This is a genomic window from Rhizobium sp. WYCCWR 11152 (genome assembly GCF_013087615.1).
Classification (GTDB): Bacteria; Pseudomonadota; Alphaproteobacteria; order Rhizobiales; family Rhizobiaceae; genus Rhizobium; species Rhizobium indicum.
In genome coordinates this window covers 287927-303049 of sequence record NZ_JABFCP010000003.1, presented here as the reverse complement: position 1 = coordinate 303049, position 15123 = coordinate 287927, and the positions used below count along the sequence as shown (strand labels likewise).

At 61.4% G+C, this 15123-nt stretch carries 17 protein-coding genes; 10 read left to right on the top strand and 7 right to left on the bottom strand.

All coding sequences use genetic code 11. The features are described 5' to 3' along the window. Window positions 1-56: 56 nt before the first annotated feature. Complete coding sequence (locus G9X67_RS03890) at window positions 57-725, top strand: GntR family transcriptional regulator (protein ID WP_029872168.1); 669 nt, start codon at window positions 57-59, stop codon at window positions 723-725. A gap of 73 nt (window positions 726-798) precedes the next feature. Beyond that, window positions 799-1473, top strand: a complete 675-nt coding sequence (locus tag G9X67_RS03885) for a GntR family transcriptional regulator (protein ID WP_138331591.1) — start codon at window positions 799-801, stop codon at window positions 1471-1473. A 109-nt stretch (window positions 1474-1582) separates the two neighbouring features. On the opposite strand, the gene G9X67_RS03880 is transcribed toward G9X67_RS03885, so the two are convergent. Continuing rightward, a complete protein-coding gene (locus G9X67_RS03880; RefSeq protein ID WP_171598135.1) occupies window positions 1583-3478 on the bottom strand; it encodes a sugar phosphate isomerase/epimerase and 4-hydroxyphenylpyruvate domain-containing protein in 1896 nt (631 codons plus the stop codon). A 247-nt stretch (window positions 3479-3725) separates the two neighbouring features. On the opposite strand from G9X67_RS03880, the gene G9X67_RS03875 reads away from it, so the two are divergent. The 7 genes from G9X67_RS03875 to G9X67_RS03845 all read left to right on the top strand — a co-directional run bounded on the left by G9X67_RS03875 (window position 3726) and on the right by G9X67_RS03845 (window position 9347). After that, window positions 3726-4556, top strand: a complete 831-nt coding sequence (locus G9X67_RS03875) for a transporter substrate-binding domain-containing protein (protein WP_062940503.1) — start codon at window positions 3726-3728, stop codon at window positions 4554-4556. Window positions 4557-4787: 231 nt separating this feature from the next. After that, complete coding sequence (locus G9X67_RS03870; protein ID WP_138331593.1) at window positions 4788-5231, top strand: type II 3-dehydroquinate dehydratase; 444 nt, start codon at window positions 4788-4790, stop codon at window positions 5229-5231. Between the two features lie 31 nt (window positions 5232-5262). Then, complete coding sequence (locus G9X67_RS03865; RefSeq protein ID WP_017991876.1) at window positions 5263-5931, top strand: amino acid ABC transporter permease; 669 nt, start codon at window positions 5263-5265, stop codon at window positions 5929-5931. A gap of 10 nt (window positions 5932-5941) precedes the next feature. Continuing rightward, the gene (locus G9X67_RS03860) at window positions 5942-6583 is read left to right on the top strand and encodes an amino acid ABC transporter permease (protein ID WP_011654831.1); all 642 of its coding nucleotides are present in this window, start codon (window positions 5942-5944) and stop codon (window positions 6581-6583) included. 53 nt (window positions 6584-6636) lie between these two features. Continuing rightward, entirely contained in the window at window positions 6637-7401 is a 765-nt protein-coding gene (locus G9X67_RS03855; RefSeq protein ID WP_138389774.1) for an amino acid ABC transporter ATP-binding protein, read from the top strand. A gap of 43 nt (window positions 7402-7444) precedes the next feature. After that, a complete protein-coding gene (locus tag G9X67_RS03850) occupies window positions 7445-8512 on the top strand; it encodes a Gfo/Idh/MocA family oxidoreductase (RefSeq protein ID WP_171598134.1) in 1068 nt (355 codons plus the stop codon). Window positions 8513-8516: 4 nt separating this feature from the next. Beyond that, the gene (locus G9X67_RS03845) at window positions 8517-9347 is read left to right on the top strand and encodes a shikimate dehydrogenase (RefSeq protein WP_138389772.1); all 831 of its coding nucleotides are present in this window, start codon (window positions 8517-8519) and stop codon (window positions 9345-9347) included. Window positions 9348-9467: 120 nt separating this feature from the next. Here G9X67_RS03845 and G9X67_RS03840 read toward each other — a convergent pair whose 3' ends face one another. From G9X67_RS03840 to pcaD, 6 genes are all read right to left on the bottom strand, one after another. After that, entirely contained in the window at window positions 9468-10235 is a 768-nt protein-coding gene (locus G9X67_RS03840) for an SDR family oxidoreductase (protein ID WP_171598133.1), read from the bottom strand. Window positions 10236-10302: 67 nt separating this feature from the next. Beyond that, window positions 10303-11349 (bottom strand): 3-carboxy-cis,cis-muconate cycloisomerase, encoded by a 1047-nt coding sequence (locus G9X67_RS03835; RefSeq protein WP_138389771.1) that lies wholly within the window; start codon window positions 11347-11349, stop codon window positions 10303-10305. Window positions 11350-11522: 173 nt separating this feature from the next. Beyond that, a complete protein-coding gene (pcaG, locus tag G9X67_RS03830; protein ID WP_138389770.1) occupies window positions 11523-12134 on the bottom strand; it encodes a protocatechuate 3,4-dioxygenase subunit alpha in 612 nt (203 codons plus the stop codon). Window positions 12135-12136: 2 nt separating this feature from the next. Next, window positions 12137-12886 carry a protocatechuate 3,4-dioxygenase subunit beta gene (gene pcaH, locus G9X67_RS03825; RefSeq protein WP_012763508.1) on the bottom strand — a complete coding sequence of 250 codons (750 nt, stop codon included), beginning with the start codon at window positions 12884-12886 and terminating at the stop codon, window positions 12137-12139. Window positions 12887-12895: 9 nt separating this feature from the next. Next, window positions 12896-13300: a 4-carboxymuconolactone decarboxylase gene (gene pcaC, locus G9X67_RS03820; protein ID WP_171598132.1), complete on the bottom strand. Its 405-nt coding sequence runs from the start codon at window positions 13298-13300 to the stop codon at window positions 12896-12898. Continuing rightward, window positions 13297-14106 carry a 3-oxoadipate enol-lactonase gene (gene pcaD, locus G9X67_RS03815; protein WP_171598131.1) on the bottom strand — a complete coding sequence of 270 codons (810 nt, stop codon included), beginning with the start codon at window positions 14104-14106 and terminating at the stop codon, window positions 13297-13299. The genes pcaC and pcaD overlap by 4 nt, the downstream gene beginning before the upstream one ends. 95 nt (window positions 14107-14201) lie before the next feature. Here pcaD and pcaQ point away from each other — a divergent pair, with 95 nt between their 5' ends. Beyond that, window positions 14202-15122 (top strand): pca operon transcription factor PcaQ, encoded by a 921-nt coding sequence (gene pcaQ / locus G9X67_RS03810; protein ID WP_171598130.1) that lies wholly within the window; start codon window positions 14202-14204, stop codon window positions 15120-15122. The last annotated feature ends 1 nt before the right edge of the window (window position 15123 follow it).

Sequence of the window (15123 nt, the reverse complement as noted above, 5' to 3'; positions counted from 1 at the left end):
TTGGGAATGGCAAAAAGCGATATATCCGACGATACAGGAAATATAAGAGACTCGCCATGTTGCAGCCGGTTATCAACGAGACCATCGCCGAAAGCAGCTACAGGCGCATTCGGGCCGACATTATTTTTGGCCGGCTGGCTCCCGGACAAAAGTTGAAGCTGGAAAGCCTGAAGGAGAGCTACGAGACCAGCATCAGCACACTTCGGGAAGTGCTGAACCGGCTCTCCTCCGAGGGGCTTGTCCTCGCCGAGGGGCAAAAAGGTTTCGAAGTGTCCCCGGTGTCGGTTTCAGACCTCAAGGAGACGGCGGCGCTAAGGCTTCTCCTGGAAACACATGCGCTGGAGCAGTCGTTCGTGCATGGCGACGTGGAGTGGGAAGCTCCGCTGGTATCGGCGCATTACAAATTGGCGCGGATGGAACAGGTGATGGCCTCCGGTGATACCAGCCGGGCCGAGGACTGGAAGCGCTACGACTGGGAGTTCCATCAAGCCCTGATATCCGCCTGCGGGTCGAAACTGCTGATGGAGACGCATTCGGTGATCTTCGACAGATATCTCAGATATCAGATGGTTGCCTTGTCCTATCGAGGCGATGTCGCGGCCAATGAACACCAGCAGCTTTTGGATGCGGCATTGCGACGGGACGCGGAGACGGCCAAGCGGGTGCTTGTCCTGCATATTCAAGGCGGGGTCGAACATGCGCTGGCGAGAGGGACGCTGAGATAGACATGGTTCGGACGTTTCTCTTCGAGCTTCAGGTCCCGACGTAAATTGCATTTCGGCGAAATCAGGAAAAGCCATGCTCAAGCAAGTCCACGACCCGGCGGAAACAGTAAGCGATGTCGTCTTCCGACAGATCCGCGAGGATATCATATCGGGCACATTGCCGCCCGGGGCCAAGATCAAGCTGGAGCAGGCAAAGGAGCGCTACTCCATCGGCATTTCATCGCTGCGCGAAATTTTGAGCCGCCTGACCACGGAAAACCTCGTCGTCGCCGAGGGGCAGCGCGGTTTTGAAGTCAGCCCTGCTTCGCGCCGCGAACTCCTCGAACTCGCCGACCTCAGGATTGTTCTGGAAACACATGCGATCGGCCTTGCCTTCGCTGCGGGAAATCTTGAATGGGAAGGGCGCATCGTCGCCGCCCATCACCGGCTGGCTGCCGCCGAACGCAAGCTCCTTGCCGGCGACGTCTCGCGGACAGTCGACTGGGTTCGATACGATTGGGAGTTCCATCAGGCGATCGTCTCGGCCTGCAATTCGGCGACGCTGATGGCGACATTGTCATCCGTCTTCGACCGCTTTCTCCGCTACCATATGCTGGCCGAGAGTTTTCGCGGCAAGCCCGTGGTCGATGACCACAGGCTTTTGTTCGAGCTTTCCATTCGGCGCGACGTCGCCGGCGCGACCGACATCGTCAGGCGGCACGTTCAAAGCGGCGTGGACCATGTGCTGAAGAGCGGCCGGATTACTTAGCTCAATTCCAGGAAAAGTGCGACGCGGTTTTCCGTCCGGAATGCGCGAAACAAGAGGTTGGAGCGGCTCTGCGTTTTCATGAAAAGCTGAGCCGCTCCTAAACCATGGCTCAAGAGGCGTCTTTAGGAATTCCTTCCGGACGCATCTGTTTCTTCAGAGCGGCGATCCGGAAAATTGCGTTCGGGGCGCCGTAGCCGCGGTAGCCGCGGCGCTCGACGATCTCGAAAAAGAAACCCTCTCCATAGGTTCCGCTATAGAGCTGGAAATATTCGCCATGCTCGTCGCGGTCATAGAGGATGTTCTCCGCCTTCAGCCGCTCAGTCAATGCAGGATCGAGGCCGAAGCGTGCTTCGACGTCGTCATAGTAGTTCGGCGAAATGTGCAGTGATCTGAAACCGCAAACACGAAGGCTTTCGGCGGTCGCGAAGATGTCGTCGGTCAAGAACGCCAGATGCTGGATGCCGGCCCCGAATTTCTCGGCGATGAAATGTCCCGCCAGAGTGCGGCGATTCTCGGCGCCGTTCATGGTAATGCGCAGCGCCCCGGTGTCGTTCTCGACGACTTGACTGCGCACCACCCCGGCCGGATCGATGATATCGACCATCGGGGTCTTCCGCGTCTCGAAAATGGACGTGTAGAATAGAAGCCAGGTGAGCATTTCATCGTAACCGACCGTCTGGGCGACGTGATCAATGCGCAAAAGGCCTGCAGGCGGCGCGTCGCTGTCGTCGGTGACCGGCTGAAAGTCGATTTCGGAGAAGCGACCCAATGCGCTCTTGTCGTCGATGAGATAGACGATTCCGCCCCCGACACCGCGAATGGCGGGCAGCTCAAGCTCACCGTCTGCGACAGGCTGGGTGAATGGCTCGGCATCCAAGGCGAGCGCGCGCTCATAGGCCTTGGCCGCATCATCGACGATCAGGGCCATGGCATAGGCAAAAGTACCGTGAACGGCGTAGGCGGCGTTGGCGAATCCTGCCTGATCGACATTGACGAGGATGCGGATCTCGCCCTGCTCGAAGAGGGAGACTTTTTTCGTGCGGTGGACCGCCGTCTTTTTGAATCCGAGCGTGCGCAGCAATGCAACCAGCTCGACTTCGTCTTCCTCGTCTGTGGCAAACTCGACGAAGCCGACGCCCTTGACGGAAGGCCTTTCCGGCATCGCCGCCCCGGTCATGCTGCCGATGCCGAGATTGCGTCGTACCTGATCGCCGAGATAGATCAGGGAGCGGTGGCCATCGGCCGCGATCGCGCGCGACAAACCGCCTCGGAACTGGTCGTTGAAGATCTCCAGGGAGAAATATCCGTCGTAACCTGTTGCCGCGACGGCTTCGGTGAACGCCGTGACGGGAAGGTCGCCTTCACCCGGCATGTTTCGGAAGTGGCGGCTCCAATAGAGCAGGTCCATGTCGATATCAGGGGCATCGGCAAGCTGGACGATGAAGATTTTCTCTTTGGGAATTGAGCGGATCGAATTGACGTCGATCTTCCGCGACAAGGTGTGGAAGCTGTCGAGGATAAGACCGATATTCGGATGATCGGCGCGACGGACGATCTCCCAGGCGTCGCGATGGTCGCTGATATGGCGGCCCCAGGCAAGCGCCTCATAGCCCACCCTCAGTCCACGCCGGGCAGCACGCTCGCCAAGTTCATGAAAGTCCGCTGCCGCCCGGTCGATGCCGCCGATAGCGGCCGGCGAGACGTTGGAGCAGACAAGCACCAGCTCCGTTCCGAGCTGCTGCATCACGTCGAACTTCCGTTCCGCGCGGTCAAACGTACGGCTTCGCAAGGGCTCCGGCATGCCCTCGAAATCACGAAATGGCTGAAACAGGGTGATCTCCAGGCCATGGTCGCGGACGAGTTTTCCGACATCGGCCGGGCTTCCGTCGAAGGCGAGGAAGTCATTTTCGAAGATCTCGACGCCGTCGAAGCCCGCCCGGGCGATCGCCTCGAGCTTCTCCGGAAGTTCGCCGCTGATCGTTACAGTCGCAATCGAGGTCCTCATGTCAAACCCTTCCGATATCCGTGCGAGATTAAACGAGCGCCGAACACCACGATGCGTCACGGAAAATCGCTCGCTACTATTATGGCAAATGTCGTGAGGAATTCAAATAGCGTGTCTTATTATAAATTCTCATATGATTTTGAAAAACTCTGTTGATTTGACCGCTCGTCTCTGGCAATCATTGCTCACACAGTCAAAAGGTGAGGTGGCTGTCCGGTCGAGTGACCGCCAAAGGAGGAGGAATCACATGTTCAAATCTATGCTGACGCGCCGAAACGCGATGCTCGGAGCCGCGGCCCTGGTGGCTGCCGTCACCCTAGCGCAACCGGCCGCCGCCATCACGCCTGATGAAATCAAGGCTCGCGGCAAGATCATCGTCGGAATTCAGGGTGACAACCCGCCTTGGGGCTTCGTGACCAGCGGCGGCAAACAGGACGGCCTCGATGCCGACATCGCGACGCTGTTTGCCAAGGAACTGGGTGTTTCCGTCGAGTTCGTGCCGCTTGAAGTCAACAACCGCATTCCCGCACTGACGGCCGGCCGCGTCGACGTTCTGTTCGCGACGATGGCGATGCTGCCGGATCGCGCAAAGGCCGTGCAGTTCAGCAAGCCCTATGTTGCTAATGCCATCGTTCTGATTGGTCCGAAATCGGCTGAGATCAAGAAGAATGACGACATGGCCAAGTTCACGGTCGGCGTCGCCAAGGGTGCAGCCCAGGACACGCAGGTCACCAAGAACGCGCCGCCGAGCACGACCATCCGGCGCTATGATGGAGACGCCGCGAGCGTCCAGGCCCTGGTGTCCGGCCAGGTCGAGACGCTTGGTGGCAACATTTTCTACATGGACCGGGTGGAGAAGGCCCGTCCGGGCGAATTCGAAAACAAGCTTGAATTCCAGAAGCTCTACAACGGTGCTTGCACGCGTCTCGGCGAAAAGGAAATCAATGCGGCGCTCAACACCTTCATCGACAAGATCAAGGCAAACGGCGAACTCAAGGCAGTCTACGACAAGTGGATGAAGGTTCCGGTCCCGGAATTCCCGGAAACGCTGGAAGGCATTCCGTTCGCGGCGAACTGAGCGAACCGCAAAGGCGGACGAGGCCCGGCCTTCCGGCTGATGACAGGGTCTGCCAACCGCTCGCCATCATGCTCGGGCTCGTGTCCCGAGCATCTACGGCGGCAGATCCCCGGCACAGGCCGAGGATGACGTCCAGAAAGAGGCAGTCTCTCACCAAGCAAGGCCGGGCATGCCAATGCCCGGCAACGCAACCGCCATGCTTAAGGCTCTGCCCCGTTTGAGGTGCGCGACATGACCAAAACCATCTTTGTGCTCAACGGACCGAACCTGAACCTGCTGGGCCAGCGCGAACCGGCGATCTATGGAACCACGACGCTGGCCGACATCAGGAAACGGTGCGTGACCAAGGCAAAGTCCTTGGGATTCGACGTCGAGTTCCGGCAGACCAATTTCGAGGGCGAACTGGTCGAGAGCGTGCACCAGGCCCGGACCGACGCCTGTGGCATCATCATCAATCCCGCCGGCTATACCTTCACATCGATCGCTCTTCTCGATGCGTTGAAAATGTTCGACCCGCCGAAGATCGAGCTGCATATTTCGAATGTTCATGCGCGCGAAAGCATCTACCACAATTCGCTGATCTCGCGCGTTGCCACGGCCATCATGATCGGCTTTGGAGCGGATGGCTACGAGCTGGCTATCCAGGCGATGGCTGGAATGGTCAAGCAGGACTGAACTTTCAGGAAGACGGACCAGAAGGATCGCCATGAATTATAAGTTGGATTTCACCCCGGTCATAGATGGCCTGCCGAGCCTTCTGCTCGGCTGCCTCGGGACATTCTTGCTTGCCATTTGTGGGATGCTGCTGGCGATCATCATCGGAATTGGCGGCGTCGCCTTGCGCGACTCCGCCCTGAAGCCGGCGCGATGGCTGGTCATCGCCTTCGTCGAGTTGATCCGTAACACGCCGTTTCTGGTGCAGATCTTTTTCATCTACTTCGCGCTTCCGCTGACAGGCATCAGGCTGGATCCGACACCGACGGCGATTATCGCGCTCGGCATCAACGGTGGTGCCTACGCAATTGAGATCATTCGCGGCGGCGTCCAGTCGATCCCGAAGGGACAGATGGAAGCGGGTCTGGCGCTTGGTCTGCACAAGGCTCAGGTCTTCCGGCTGATCATCCTCAAGCCGGCATTACGGGCGATCTATCCGTCCTTGACCAGCCAGTTCGTCCTGTTGACGCTGACCACCAGCATCGCATCGGCGATTTCCGCCTACGAGCTAACGTCCGTTTCGCAGCGCATCGAGTCGGAGAGCTTCCGCAGCTTCGAGGTCTACTTCACCGTCACGGTTTTCTACTTCGTGATCTCCTGGCTGATGATGCGCATCTTCGCGCTGTTTTCGGCGCGTTACTTCAAATATCCGGTCAAGTAGGAGGAATTCCATGGGTCACGAAGAATTCGTCTTCCTCCTGATCGGCCTGAAATGGACAGTGCTCCTGTCCGCCGTCGGTTTTGTCTGCGGCGGCATCGCGGGGCTCGGCGTCGCCCTTGCCCGTGCCTCGGGCATACCGCTGCTGGAACGCGTCACGGCCGGCTATATCGCCGTCTTCCAGGGAACCCCGCTGCTGATGCAGCTGTTCGTCGTCTATTACGGCTTGGCGCTGGTGGGGCTGATGCTCGATTCCTGGGTGGCCGTCGCCATCGGCCTGACGCTGCATGCGAGCGCCTATCTCGGCGAGATCTGGCGCGGATCGATCGAAGCGGTTCCGCGCGGCCAGACGGAAGCGGCAAAGGCTCTCAGCCTCAGATACATCTCGCGCATGAAGGATGTCATCCTGCCGCAGGCGCTGCGCATTTCGCTGCCCGCCACGATCGGTTTCCTCGTCCAGTTGATCAAGGGCACCTCGCTTGCGTCGATCGTCGGCTTCACCGAGCTGACGCGGGCCGGCAACATCATCTCCAACCAGATTTTCCAACCGCTGACGGTCTTCGGCATCGTCGGCATTCTCTATTTCCTGATGTGCTGCCCACTGACGATTCTTGGCGCTCGCCTCGAACGAAAGTTCGCCGCCTCCGCGCGCTGATCCGCATCCCTCGTCTTCGATGCGGTCCAGCCCGCCAATATGGAGTTCTACCGATGACCATTCCCAGTCCTGCTCAAGGCGCGGAAACCATGATCACCATGGAGCGGGTGGAGAAGTGGTATGGCGCTTTTCAAGCCCTGCACGACATCAACATATCGGTTCGCAGCGGCGAGAGGATCGTCTTGTGCGGGCCTTCCGGCAGCGGCAAGTCGACGCTCATTCGCTGCATCAACCATCTCGAGACCTATGAAAAAGGTGAAATCCGCGTCGGCGGGATTCTTCTCGGCAATCAGGCCAAGACCATCGATGCGATCCGTCGCGAGGTCGGCATGGTCTTCCAGCAGTTCAACCTGTTTCCGCATCTGACCGTGCTGCAGAACTGCATGCTGGCGCCGATGAAGGCAGCCGGCGTTGGCAGGGCGGAGGCCGAGGAACGGGCACGCGGGCTGCTCGAGCGGGTCAAGATCCTGGAGCAGGCCGACAAATATCCGGTGCAGCTTTCTGGTGGCCAGCAGCAGCGCGTGGCCATTGCCCGCGCGCTTTGCATGCGGCCGAAAGTCATGCTGTTCGATGAGCCGACCTCGGCGCTTGATCCGGAGATGGTCAAGGAGGTGCTGGATACGATGATCGCGCTTGCTGATGAGGGCATGACGATGATCTGCGTCACGCACGAGATGGGCTTTGCCCGCCAGGTCGCCGATCGCGTGATCTTCATGGCCAGCGGCGCGATCGTCGAGGAAGCCCCGCCCGCCGAGTTCTTCACGAACCCACAGCATGAGCGAACCAGGAAATTCCTCGGAGAAATCCTGCGGAAGTAGGGGTCTCAAGGTCGATGCGTCTGGCAAATTATGGGAGCCGGCAATGAAGCCGCTGGAGATTGCAGTCATGGGAGCCGGCCTGATCGGCAGGCGCCACGTCGAGCGTGTCATGTCCGAGCCCGGAACCGTTCTCTCGGCGGTGATCGATCCTTCCGCCGCCGGTCGCGACTTTGCCGAGACTGTCGGCGCCCGATGGTACCGGAGCTTTTCGGACATTCGCGTCGAGGATAGGCCTGACGGCGTCATCGTGGCAACGCCGAACCAGCTTCACGTCGAGAACGGAATGGAGATCGTCGCCGCCGGCATCCCCGTTCTGATCGAGAAACCGATCGCCGACGATGTCGATGCCGCCGCGGCGCTGGTCGCCGCCGGCGAGAAGGCGGGCATACCGCTGCTGGTCGGCCATCACAGGCGCCACAATCCGATGATCCAGGCGGTAAAGCAGATCGTCGACGGCGGAAGGCTTGGCCGGATCATCGCGGTGCACGGCACGTTCTGGGTCGCCAAGCCCGACAACTATTTCGATATCCCCTGGCGGCGCGAAGCGGGCGCCGGCCCGGTCTTCGTCAACCTGATCCACGATGTCGATCTCTTCCGATATCTCTTCGGCGAGGTCGAAGCCGTCCATGCGCTGGAATCGCACGCCGTGCGGAACCATGCCGTCGAGGATACGGCCGTCGTCACGCTGCGTTTTGCAGGCGGGGTGCTTGCCACCCTCAACGGCAGTGATGCCGTGGCCGCGCCCTGGAGCTGGGAGACGACCACCGGTGAGAACCCCGCTTTTCCCCATTACGATCAATTCTGCTACCAGATCGGCGGCACCAGGGGTTCGCTCGGAATTCCCGATTTGACGCTTTGGACGAGCCCTTCGAGGCCCGATTGGCTGGAGCGGCTCGACCAGGAGCGGGTGCCCTACGCGGCAGCCGATCCCCTTCGCGTTCAGCTCGGACATTTTTGCGACGTCATTCGTGGCGATGCCACGCCTCTGGTGAGTGGCCGGGAGGGCCTCGCCACGCTCAGGGTCGTCGAGGCGATCAAGAGATCGGCGCGCTCGGGACGGATGATCCACCTCGCTGACGCCCGCGCCTCTTCCGATCCCCAGAAAGTCTGACCACATGATCACCGGGACGACCAAACTCATCGCTCACCTCGGCTATCCGACGGAGTCCTTCAAGGCCCCGCTGATCTACAATCCGTATTTCGAGAAGAACGGAATTGATGCCGTCGTCGTGCCGATGGGCTGCAGGCCGGAGGACTATTCGGTATTTCTGAAGCTTCTGTTCCGGCTATCCAATATCCACGGCGCTCTGATCACGATGCCGCACAAGATTTCGACGATGGCGCTGCTCGACGAAACGTCGACCAACGCGAAAGTCGCAGGCTCGTGCAATGCAGTGCGCCTCGGTTCGGACGGCAGGCTGATCGGTGACATGTTCGATGGCGAGGGCTTCGTTCGCGGCGTGTTGCGCAAGGGTAAAAAGGTTGAAGGCGCCCATGCGCTCATTGCGGGTGCCGGCGGCGTCGGCTCGGCGATCGCGGCGTCGTTGGCACAGGCGGGCGTGGACCATCTCGCCATCTTCGACGCCAACGAGACGACCGCGACCGCGCTGCTGGACAGGCTGAAGAAATATTATCCACAGCTTGAAGTGACGGTCGGCTCCGCCGATCCGGCAGGTTTCGACATTGTCGTCAATGCGACACCTCTCGGAATGCGACGGGGTGACCCGCTGCCAATCGATATCGACCGCATTTCTCCATCGACCTTCGTCGGCGAAGTCGTGCTGACCAAGGAGATAACCCCTTTTCTCGAGGCCGTGCGGGCGCGCGGCTGTGCATTTCAGGTTGGGACGGACATGTTGTTCGAACAGATCCCCGCCTATCTCGAATTCTTCGAATTTCCGACGACGACGGCCGACAATCTGCGGGCAATCGCCAAACTCGGATGATGCGAATTTAGAGCAATTCCAGCAAAAGTGTGCAGCGGTTTTGCTTTCGGAATTGCGTAAAAACAAAGAGATAGAACATGATGCCGAAAAGTGTGCGCGGTTTTCGGACGACATCCTGTTCTAGAGCGAGACGGTGATGCCGCCGTCTACGGTCAGCATATGGCCGTTGACGAAGGAGGAGGCATCCGAGGCGAGGAAGACGGCGGCGCCGACGAGCTCCTTGACCTCGCCCCAGCGGCCGGCCGGCGTGCGGGTTTCCAGCCAGCCAGAAAACTTCGGATCGTCGACAAGCGCCTGGTTGAGCGGCGTGCGGAAATAGCCGGGCGCGATCGCATTGACCTGCAGGCCGTATTTCGCCCAGTCGGTCGCCATGCCGCGCGTGAGGTTCTTCACCGCGCCCTTGGTCGCGGTATAGGGCGCGATGCCGGGGCGGGCGAGTTCGGCCTGGACGGAGGCGATGTTGATGATCTTGCCGCGGCCGCGCGATATCATCGCCTGGGCGACCGGCTGGCTGACATAGAACAGGCTGGAGACATTGGTCTTGAAGATCTCGTCCCATTTGTGGACCGGGAAGTTCTCCAGCGGTGTGCGGAACTGCATGCCGGCATTGTTGACGAGGATGTCGATCGGGCCGATCTCCGCCTCGATATAGGCGATGGCGGTGCGGCTGGCCTCGGCATCGGTGACGTCGAAGGCGGCGCTGACGGCATGGCGATGGCTGCGACGGATATCCTCGGCGGCGGCCTCAGCCTTCTGCGCGTTGCGGCCGTTGATGATGATCGAAGCGCCATGCTCGGCAAGCCCGACCGCCAACGCGCGGCCGATGCCTTGGCTGGAGCCGGTAACGAGGGCGCGGCGCCCGGAGAGGTCGAAGAGGGGAAAGGTCACGAGGCTGCTCCTGATTTCATTGCACTCTGCATAGCCGGTTTCCGGCATTACATGCAAAGGTGCTGGATCAGCCCGTTCCAAGCCTCTTGATATTTCCTGCAAGCTCTCCGGCTAGCCGCAGGCTGGCGGCGGTTGCCATCGTCATTTGCGGCAGAAGCAGCCATTCGAGCGTCCAGGCAGCGCCCGAGCGTTCCTGTTCGTGGACGAGGGACTGGTGAACGCCCGATAAAGCCGTGGCGTTGAAGCGGGCGAGCGAGACGAGGACTTCGGCGGAAACGGGGTTCTGCTTGTGCGCCATCGCCGACGACGTGCCGCCGCCTGAGATTTCGATCTCGCCGCCAGCCTGGGCAAGCAGCGCGATATCCTGCCCCATCTTGCCGAGGCTGCCCGATATCGACGCGAACAGGCCGGCGATATCGGCGATCGGCAGACGCCCGCTCTGCCATTGCGGCGCATCGGTGAGACCGAGTTCCTGGGCGAGCGAGGCCCGGATGGCTGCGGCCTGCGACCCGAGCTTGTCAAGCGTGCCGGCCGCACCACCGAACTGGACGGGAAAACCCTGTTCGGTCAGGCGGTCGCGATAGGTCGCCAGCGGCTCCCGCCACGCACGGAGGCGATCGGCGACGGTGATCGGGATCGCCGCTTGCATGCGGGTATGACCCATCAGCTGGTTCCGGCCGAACTGGCCGTCGAGCGCATCGAGCCCCACGGCGATGGTGGAAAGCCGGCCGGCAAACAGGAAGACGACGGCCTTCAGGCGGATCATCAGGCTGGTATCGATGACATCCTGGCTGGTCGCGCCGAGATGCAGGCTTTTTGCCGCTTCCTCGCCGACATCGGTGCGCAGCTGCTTGATGAGGTCGGGAACGACGACACCGTCCCTTGCCGTTGCTGATCGAAGACTGGACACATCGGGCGAGAAGGCGGCGCAGGTGTCAGCGATGCGCCTTGCGGCTTCGGCGGGAATGAGGCCGTGAGCGGCTTCAGCCTTGGCGAGCGCGGCCTCGAAGGAGAGCATGGCCCGTATATCCGCCTCGGCGGAGAAATAGGGCGCGATTTCATCGTCGCCGAGCAGGCTGGAAAGGAAGGGGTGGTCGAAGGGCGATGCAGTCATGATCGTCTCGGTTCGTGGTTGTGGCCCCTCATCCGGCTGCCGCCACCTTCTCCCCGCTGAAGGGGCTCGAGGCGGCGTCCGCGCTTCATGGGCGGGTGATCTCGTACGGCACATCCCCTGGCGGACGCTACCCGCACATCACCGCCCCAGCAAGCCGATGGCGACGCCGGCCTTCAGATATCCAGAAACACCGTTTCCTTCGGACCCTGCAGATGGATGTCGAAGTGACAGGTCGCGCCGTCGCGGGTGGCGACCATTGTTGCGACGCGCTCGCGATGTTCGATGCGGGAAAGCAGCGGGTCGGCGGCGTTGGCCTCCGTCTCTTCCGGAAAATACATGCGCGTGTGCAGGCCGATATTGATGCCGCGGGCGACGATCCAGAAGGTGATGTGCGGGGCTTGTCTGCGGCCGTCCTTGAAGGGGACACGGCCGGGCTTGACCGTCTCGAAGCTGTAGACGCCGTCCTCAGCGCGGGTCGGGCAGCGGCCCCAGCCGGCGAAATTCGGGTCGGCGGCGCCGCGCATTTCCGACGGGCTGTTATAGAGCCCGGCGCTGTCGGCCTGCCAGATCTCGATGACCGCATCGCGCACCAATGCCCCGGCGCCATCGAAGATCCGGCCGGTAACGGTGATGCGTTCGCCGAGCGTCTTGTCGTTGACCATCCCGATGCCGAGATCGGTGTCGTAGACGCCCGTTATGTCGCAGAAATTCGGCGTCAGGCCGATATGCACATAGGGACCCGCCGTCTGCGACGGGGTTTCCTTGAGATAGCCGAGCTGCTGCATGGTCAGTTGCCCTCCGGTCTGTTTTCGAACATCGTCGAGCGGCGGCCGCGCAGCACGATATCGAATTTATAGGCGCGTGAATCCATCGGAATGGTGTTGCCCCAGTCAAGCGGCGCGATCAGCTGCTCGATCGCCGCCTTGTCGGGGATGGTGCCGACGATCGGACATTTCCAGATCATCGGGTCGCCTTCGAAATACATCTGGGTGATCAGGCGCTGGGCAAAGCCATGGCCGAAGATCGAGAAATGGATATGGGCGGGACGCCAATCGTTGATGCCGTTCGGCCAGGGATAGGCGCCGGGGCGGACGGTGCGGAAATGGTAGCGGCCATCCTCGTCGGTGATGGCGCGGCCGCAGCCGCCGAAATTCGGGTCGATCGCCGCCAGATAGGTTTCCTTCTTGTGGCGATAGCGGCCGCCGGCATTGGCCTGCCAGAACTCGACCAAGGCGCCGGCAACCGGCTTGGCGCGTTCGTCGAGCACGCGGCCATGGACGATGATGCGCTCGCCAATCGCACTTTCGCCGGGCTGCGCGTAGTTCAGGATCAGGTCGTTGTCGAGTTCGCCGATCATCGAATGGCCGAAGACCGGGCCGGTGGTCTCGGAAATCGTGCCGTCGAGGGAGAGCAGCGCGCGCTGCGGTGCACGCAGCACGGAGGTCTTGTAGCCGGGGGTCAGCGCCGGCGCATGCCAGGCGCGGTCGCGGGCGAAGAAGCCGCCGGTCTCGGGCTTGCGGTTCGGTCGTTCGGACATGTTCCTCCCTCAGGCCGCCTGTTCGGCGTCCATCTGTTCAAAAGCCTGCTTTGCGATCTTGATCGCGTGATTGGCGGCGGGAACGCCGGCATAGATCGCCACATGCAGCAGCGCCTCGCAGATATCCTCGCGGGTCGCCCCCGTATTGGCGGTGGCACGCACATGCATGGCGACCTCGTCGTCCTGGCCGAGCGCGGCAAGCAGAGCGATCGTGATGATCGAGCGCTCGCGCTTCGTCAGTGCCGGGCGTGACCAGACATGACCCCAGGCGGCCTCGGTGATCAGTTCCTGGAAGGGGCGGTCGAACTCTGTCGATGTGGCGGCGGCGCGGTCGACATGGGCGTCGCCAAGCACGGCGCGGCGGGTCGCCATGCCCTGGCGATAGCGCTCGGAAGGGGACGCGGTCTCATTCATGGGCTGACTTCTCCAGGCGGAATGGATGTGAGGAAGGCGCGGATGATCGCCGTTAGCGCCTCCGGCTGCTCGACGCAGGGAATGTGCGCGCAATCGCGGATCACTTCGTAGCGAGCGCCTGATATCAGCTTCGCGGTCGAAAGCACGAGATCGGGCGGCGTCGAGCCATCCTGGTCGCCAACGATACAGATCGTCGGGATGGTGATCGTCTTTGCGACCTCGGTGAAATCGGCATCGCGGATCGCGGCGCAGGCGGCGACATAGCCCTCGACGGGCTGGCGCGTCAGCATGTTGCAATAGCCGGCATAGGCGGTGCTCTCGGGCCGGCGGAAGGCGGGCGTGAACCAACGCTCCATGACCGCGTCGACGATGCTGCCGATGCCGTTTTGCTCGACGGCGGCGATACGGGCGTTCCAGCTCTCCGCCGTGCCGATCTTGTGGGCGGTGTCGCAGAGGATCAGCGCGCGGACCAGATCCGGCCGGCGATGGTAGAGCGACTGGGCAATGAGGCCGCCGACCGACAGGCCGCAGATGACGGCACCCTTGACCGACAGCAGATCGAGAAGGCCGGCGAGATCCGTCGCATGGTCCTCGATCGATGAGGGGAGCTGGCCGACATCGGAAAGGCCGTGGCCGCGCTTGTCGTAAAGCACGATGGCAAATTCACCGGCAAGCCGTACCACGACGTCGCGCCAGATGCGGAAATCCGTGCCCAGCGAGTTGGCGAAGACGATTACCGGCCTGTCGGCAGGCGCGCCAATGATCTGATAATGGATCGTCACGTCGTTTATGCGGGCGAATTGCACGTCACTCTCCTCCTGAATGGTGAAATTGACTGGTTGATCCGGTTAAGTAAAATGATATTTATTGGCGTTTCGATAACCCTGGAGTTATGCGAGCGATGATCGACAGCCGGGTCAAGTTCCGCCATCTGCAAACCTTTGTCGAGGTGGCGCGGCAGAAGAGCGTCATGAAGGCCGCCGAATTGCTGCATGTCAGCCAGCCGGCGGTCACCAAGACGATCCGCGAACTGGAACAGGTGCTGGGCGTCGATGTCTTCGAGCGTGATGGCCGCGGCATCAAGATCACCCGCTACGGCGAGGTCTTCCTGCGGCATGCAGGTGCGGCGCTGACGGCGCTGCGCCAGGGTCTCGATTCCGTCTCGCAGGAGCAGTTCGCAGATGCGCCGCCGATCCGGATCGGCGCGCTGCCGACGGTGTCATCGCGCATCATGCCGCGGGCGATGGAACTCTTCCTCAAGGAGAAGACCTGGAGCCGGGTGAAGATCGTCACCGGCGAGAATGCGGTGCTCCTGGAGCAGCTTCGCGTCGGCGATCTCGATGTCGTCGTCGGACGTCTGGCCGGCGCCGAGAATATGGCAGGGTTTTCCTTCGAGCATCTTTATTCCGAGCAGGTGGTGTTTGCCGTGCGCGCCGGCCATCCGCTGCTCGACGGCCGGCAAGCACTGTTTGCCGGCTTCGGCAACTATACGGTACTGATGCCGACGCGGGGTTCGATTATTCGGCCGGTGGTCGAAAATTTCCTCATCGCCAACGGCGTCTCCAGCCTGCCGAACCAGATCGAGACGGTTTCGGATTCCTTCGGCCGCGCATTCCTGCGGGCAAGCGATGCGATCTGGATCATTTCCAACGGCGTCGTGGCCAACGATGTCGCCGACGGGCGGCTGGCGCTTCTGCCGGTCGATACCGGCGAGACCAAGGGGCCGGTCGGGTTGACGATGCGCGCCGATGCCGTGCCGTCACTGCCGCAATCGATCCTGATGCAGACGATCCGCGAGGCGGCAGGCGAGGCGGCCCTTTAAA

Excerpts from the sequence above, each read along its gene's own strand:
- G9X67_RS03890 (WP_029872168.1), top strand. The coding sequence starts at position 57 with ATGTTGCAGCCGGTTATCAACGAGACCATCGCCGAAAGCAGCTACAGG.
- G9X67_RS03885 (WP_138331591.1), top strand. The coding sequence starts at position 799 with ATGCTCAAGCAAGTCCACGACCCGGCGGAAACAGTAAGCGATGTCGTC.
- G9X67_RS03880 (WP_171598135.1), bottom strand. The coding sequence starts at position 3,478 with ATGAGGACCTCGATTGCGACTGTAACGATCAGCGGCGAACTTCCGGAG.
- G9X67_RS03875 (WP_062940503.1), top strand. The coding sequence starts at position 3,726 with ATGTTCAAATCTATGCTGACGCGCCGAAACGCGATGCTCGGAGCCGCG.
- G9X67_RS03870 (WP_138331593.1), top strand. The coding sequence starts at position 4,788 with ATGACCAAAACCATCTTTGTGCTCAACGGACCGAACCTGAACCTGCTG.
- G9X67_RS03865 (WP_017991876.1), top strand. The coding sequence starts at position 5,263 with ATGAATTATAAGTTGGATTTCACCCCGGTCATAGATGGCCTGCCGAGC.
- G9X67_RS03860 (WP_011654831.1), top strand. The coding sequence starts at position 5,942 with ATGGGTCACGAAGAATTCGTCTTCCTCCTGATCGGCCTGAAATGGACA.
- G9X67_RS03855 (WP_138389774.1), top strand. The coding sequence starts at position 6,637 with ATGACCATTCCCAGTCCTGCTCAAGGCGCGGAAACCATGATCACCATG.
- G9X67_RS03850 (WP_171598134.1), top strand. The coding sequence starts at position 7,445 with ATGAAGCCGCTGGAGATTGCAGTCATGGGAGCCGGCCTGATCGGCAGG.
- G9X67_RS03845 (WP_138389772.1), top strand. The coding sequence starts at position 8,517 with ATGATCACCGGGACGACCAAACTCATCGCTCACCTCGGCTATCCGACG.
- G9X67_RS03835 (WP_138389771.1), bottom strand. The coding sequence starts at position 11,349 with ATGACTGCATCGCCCTTCGACCACCCCTTCCTTTCCAGCCTGCTCGGC.
- pcaG (WP_138389770.1), bottom strand. The coding sequence starts at position 12,134 with ATGCAGCAGCTCGGCTATCTCAAGGAAACCCCGTCGCAGACGGCGGGT.
- pcaH (WP_012763508.1), bottom strand. The coding sequence starts at position 12,886 with ATGTCCGAACGACCGAACCGCAAGCCCGAGACCGGCGGCTTCTTCGCC.
- pcaC (WP_171598132.1), bottom strand. The coding sequence starts at position 13,300 with ATGAATGAGACCGCGTCCCCTTCCGAGCGCTATCGCCAGGGCATGGCG.
- pcaQ (WP_171598130.1), top strand. The coding sequence starts at position 14,202 with ATGATCGACAGCCGGGTCAAGTTCCGCCATCTGCAAACCTTTGTCGAG.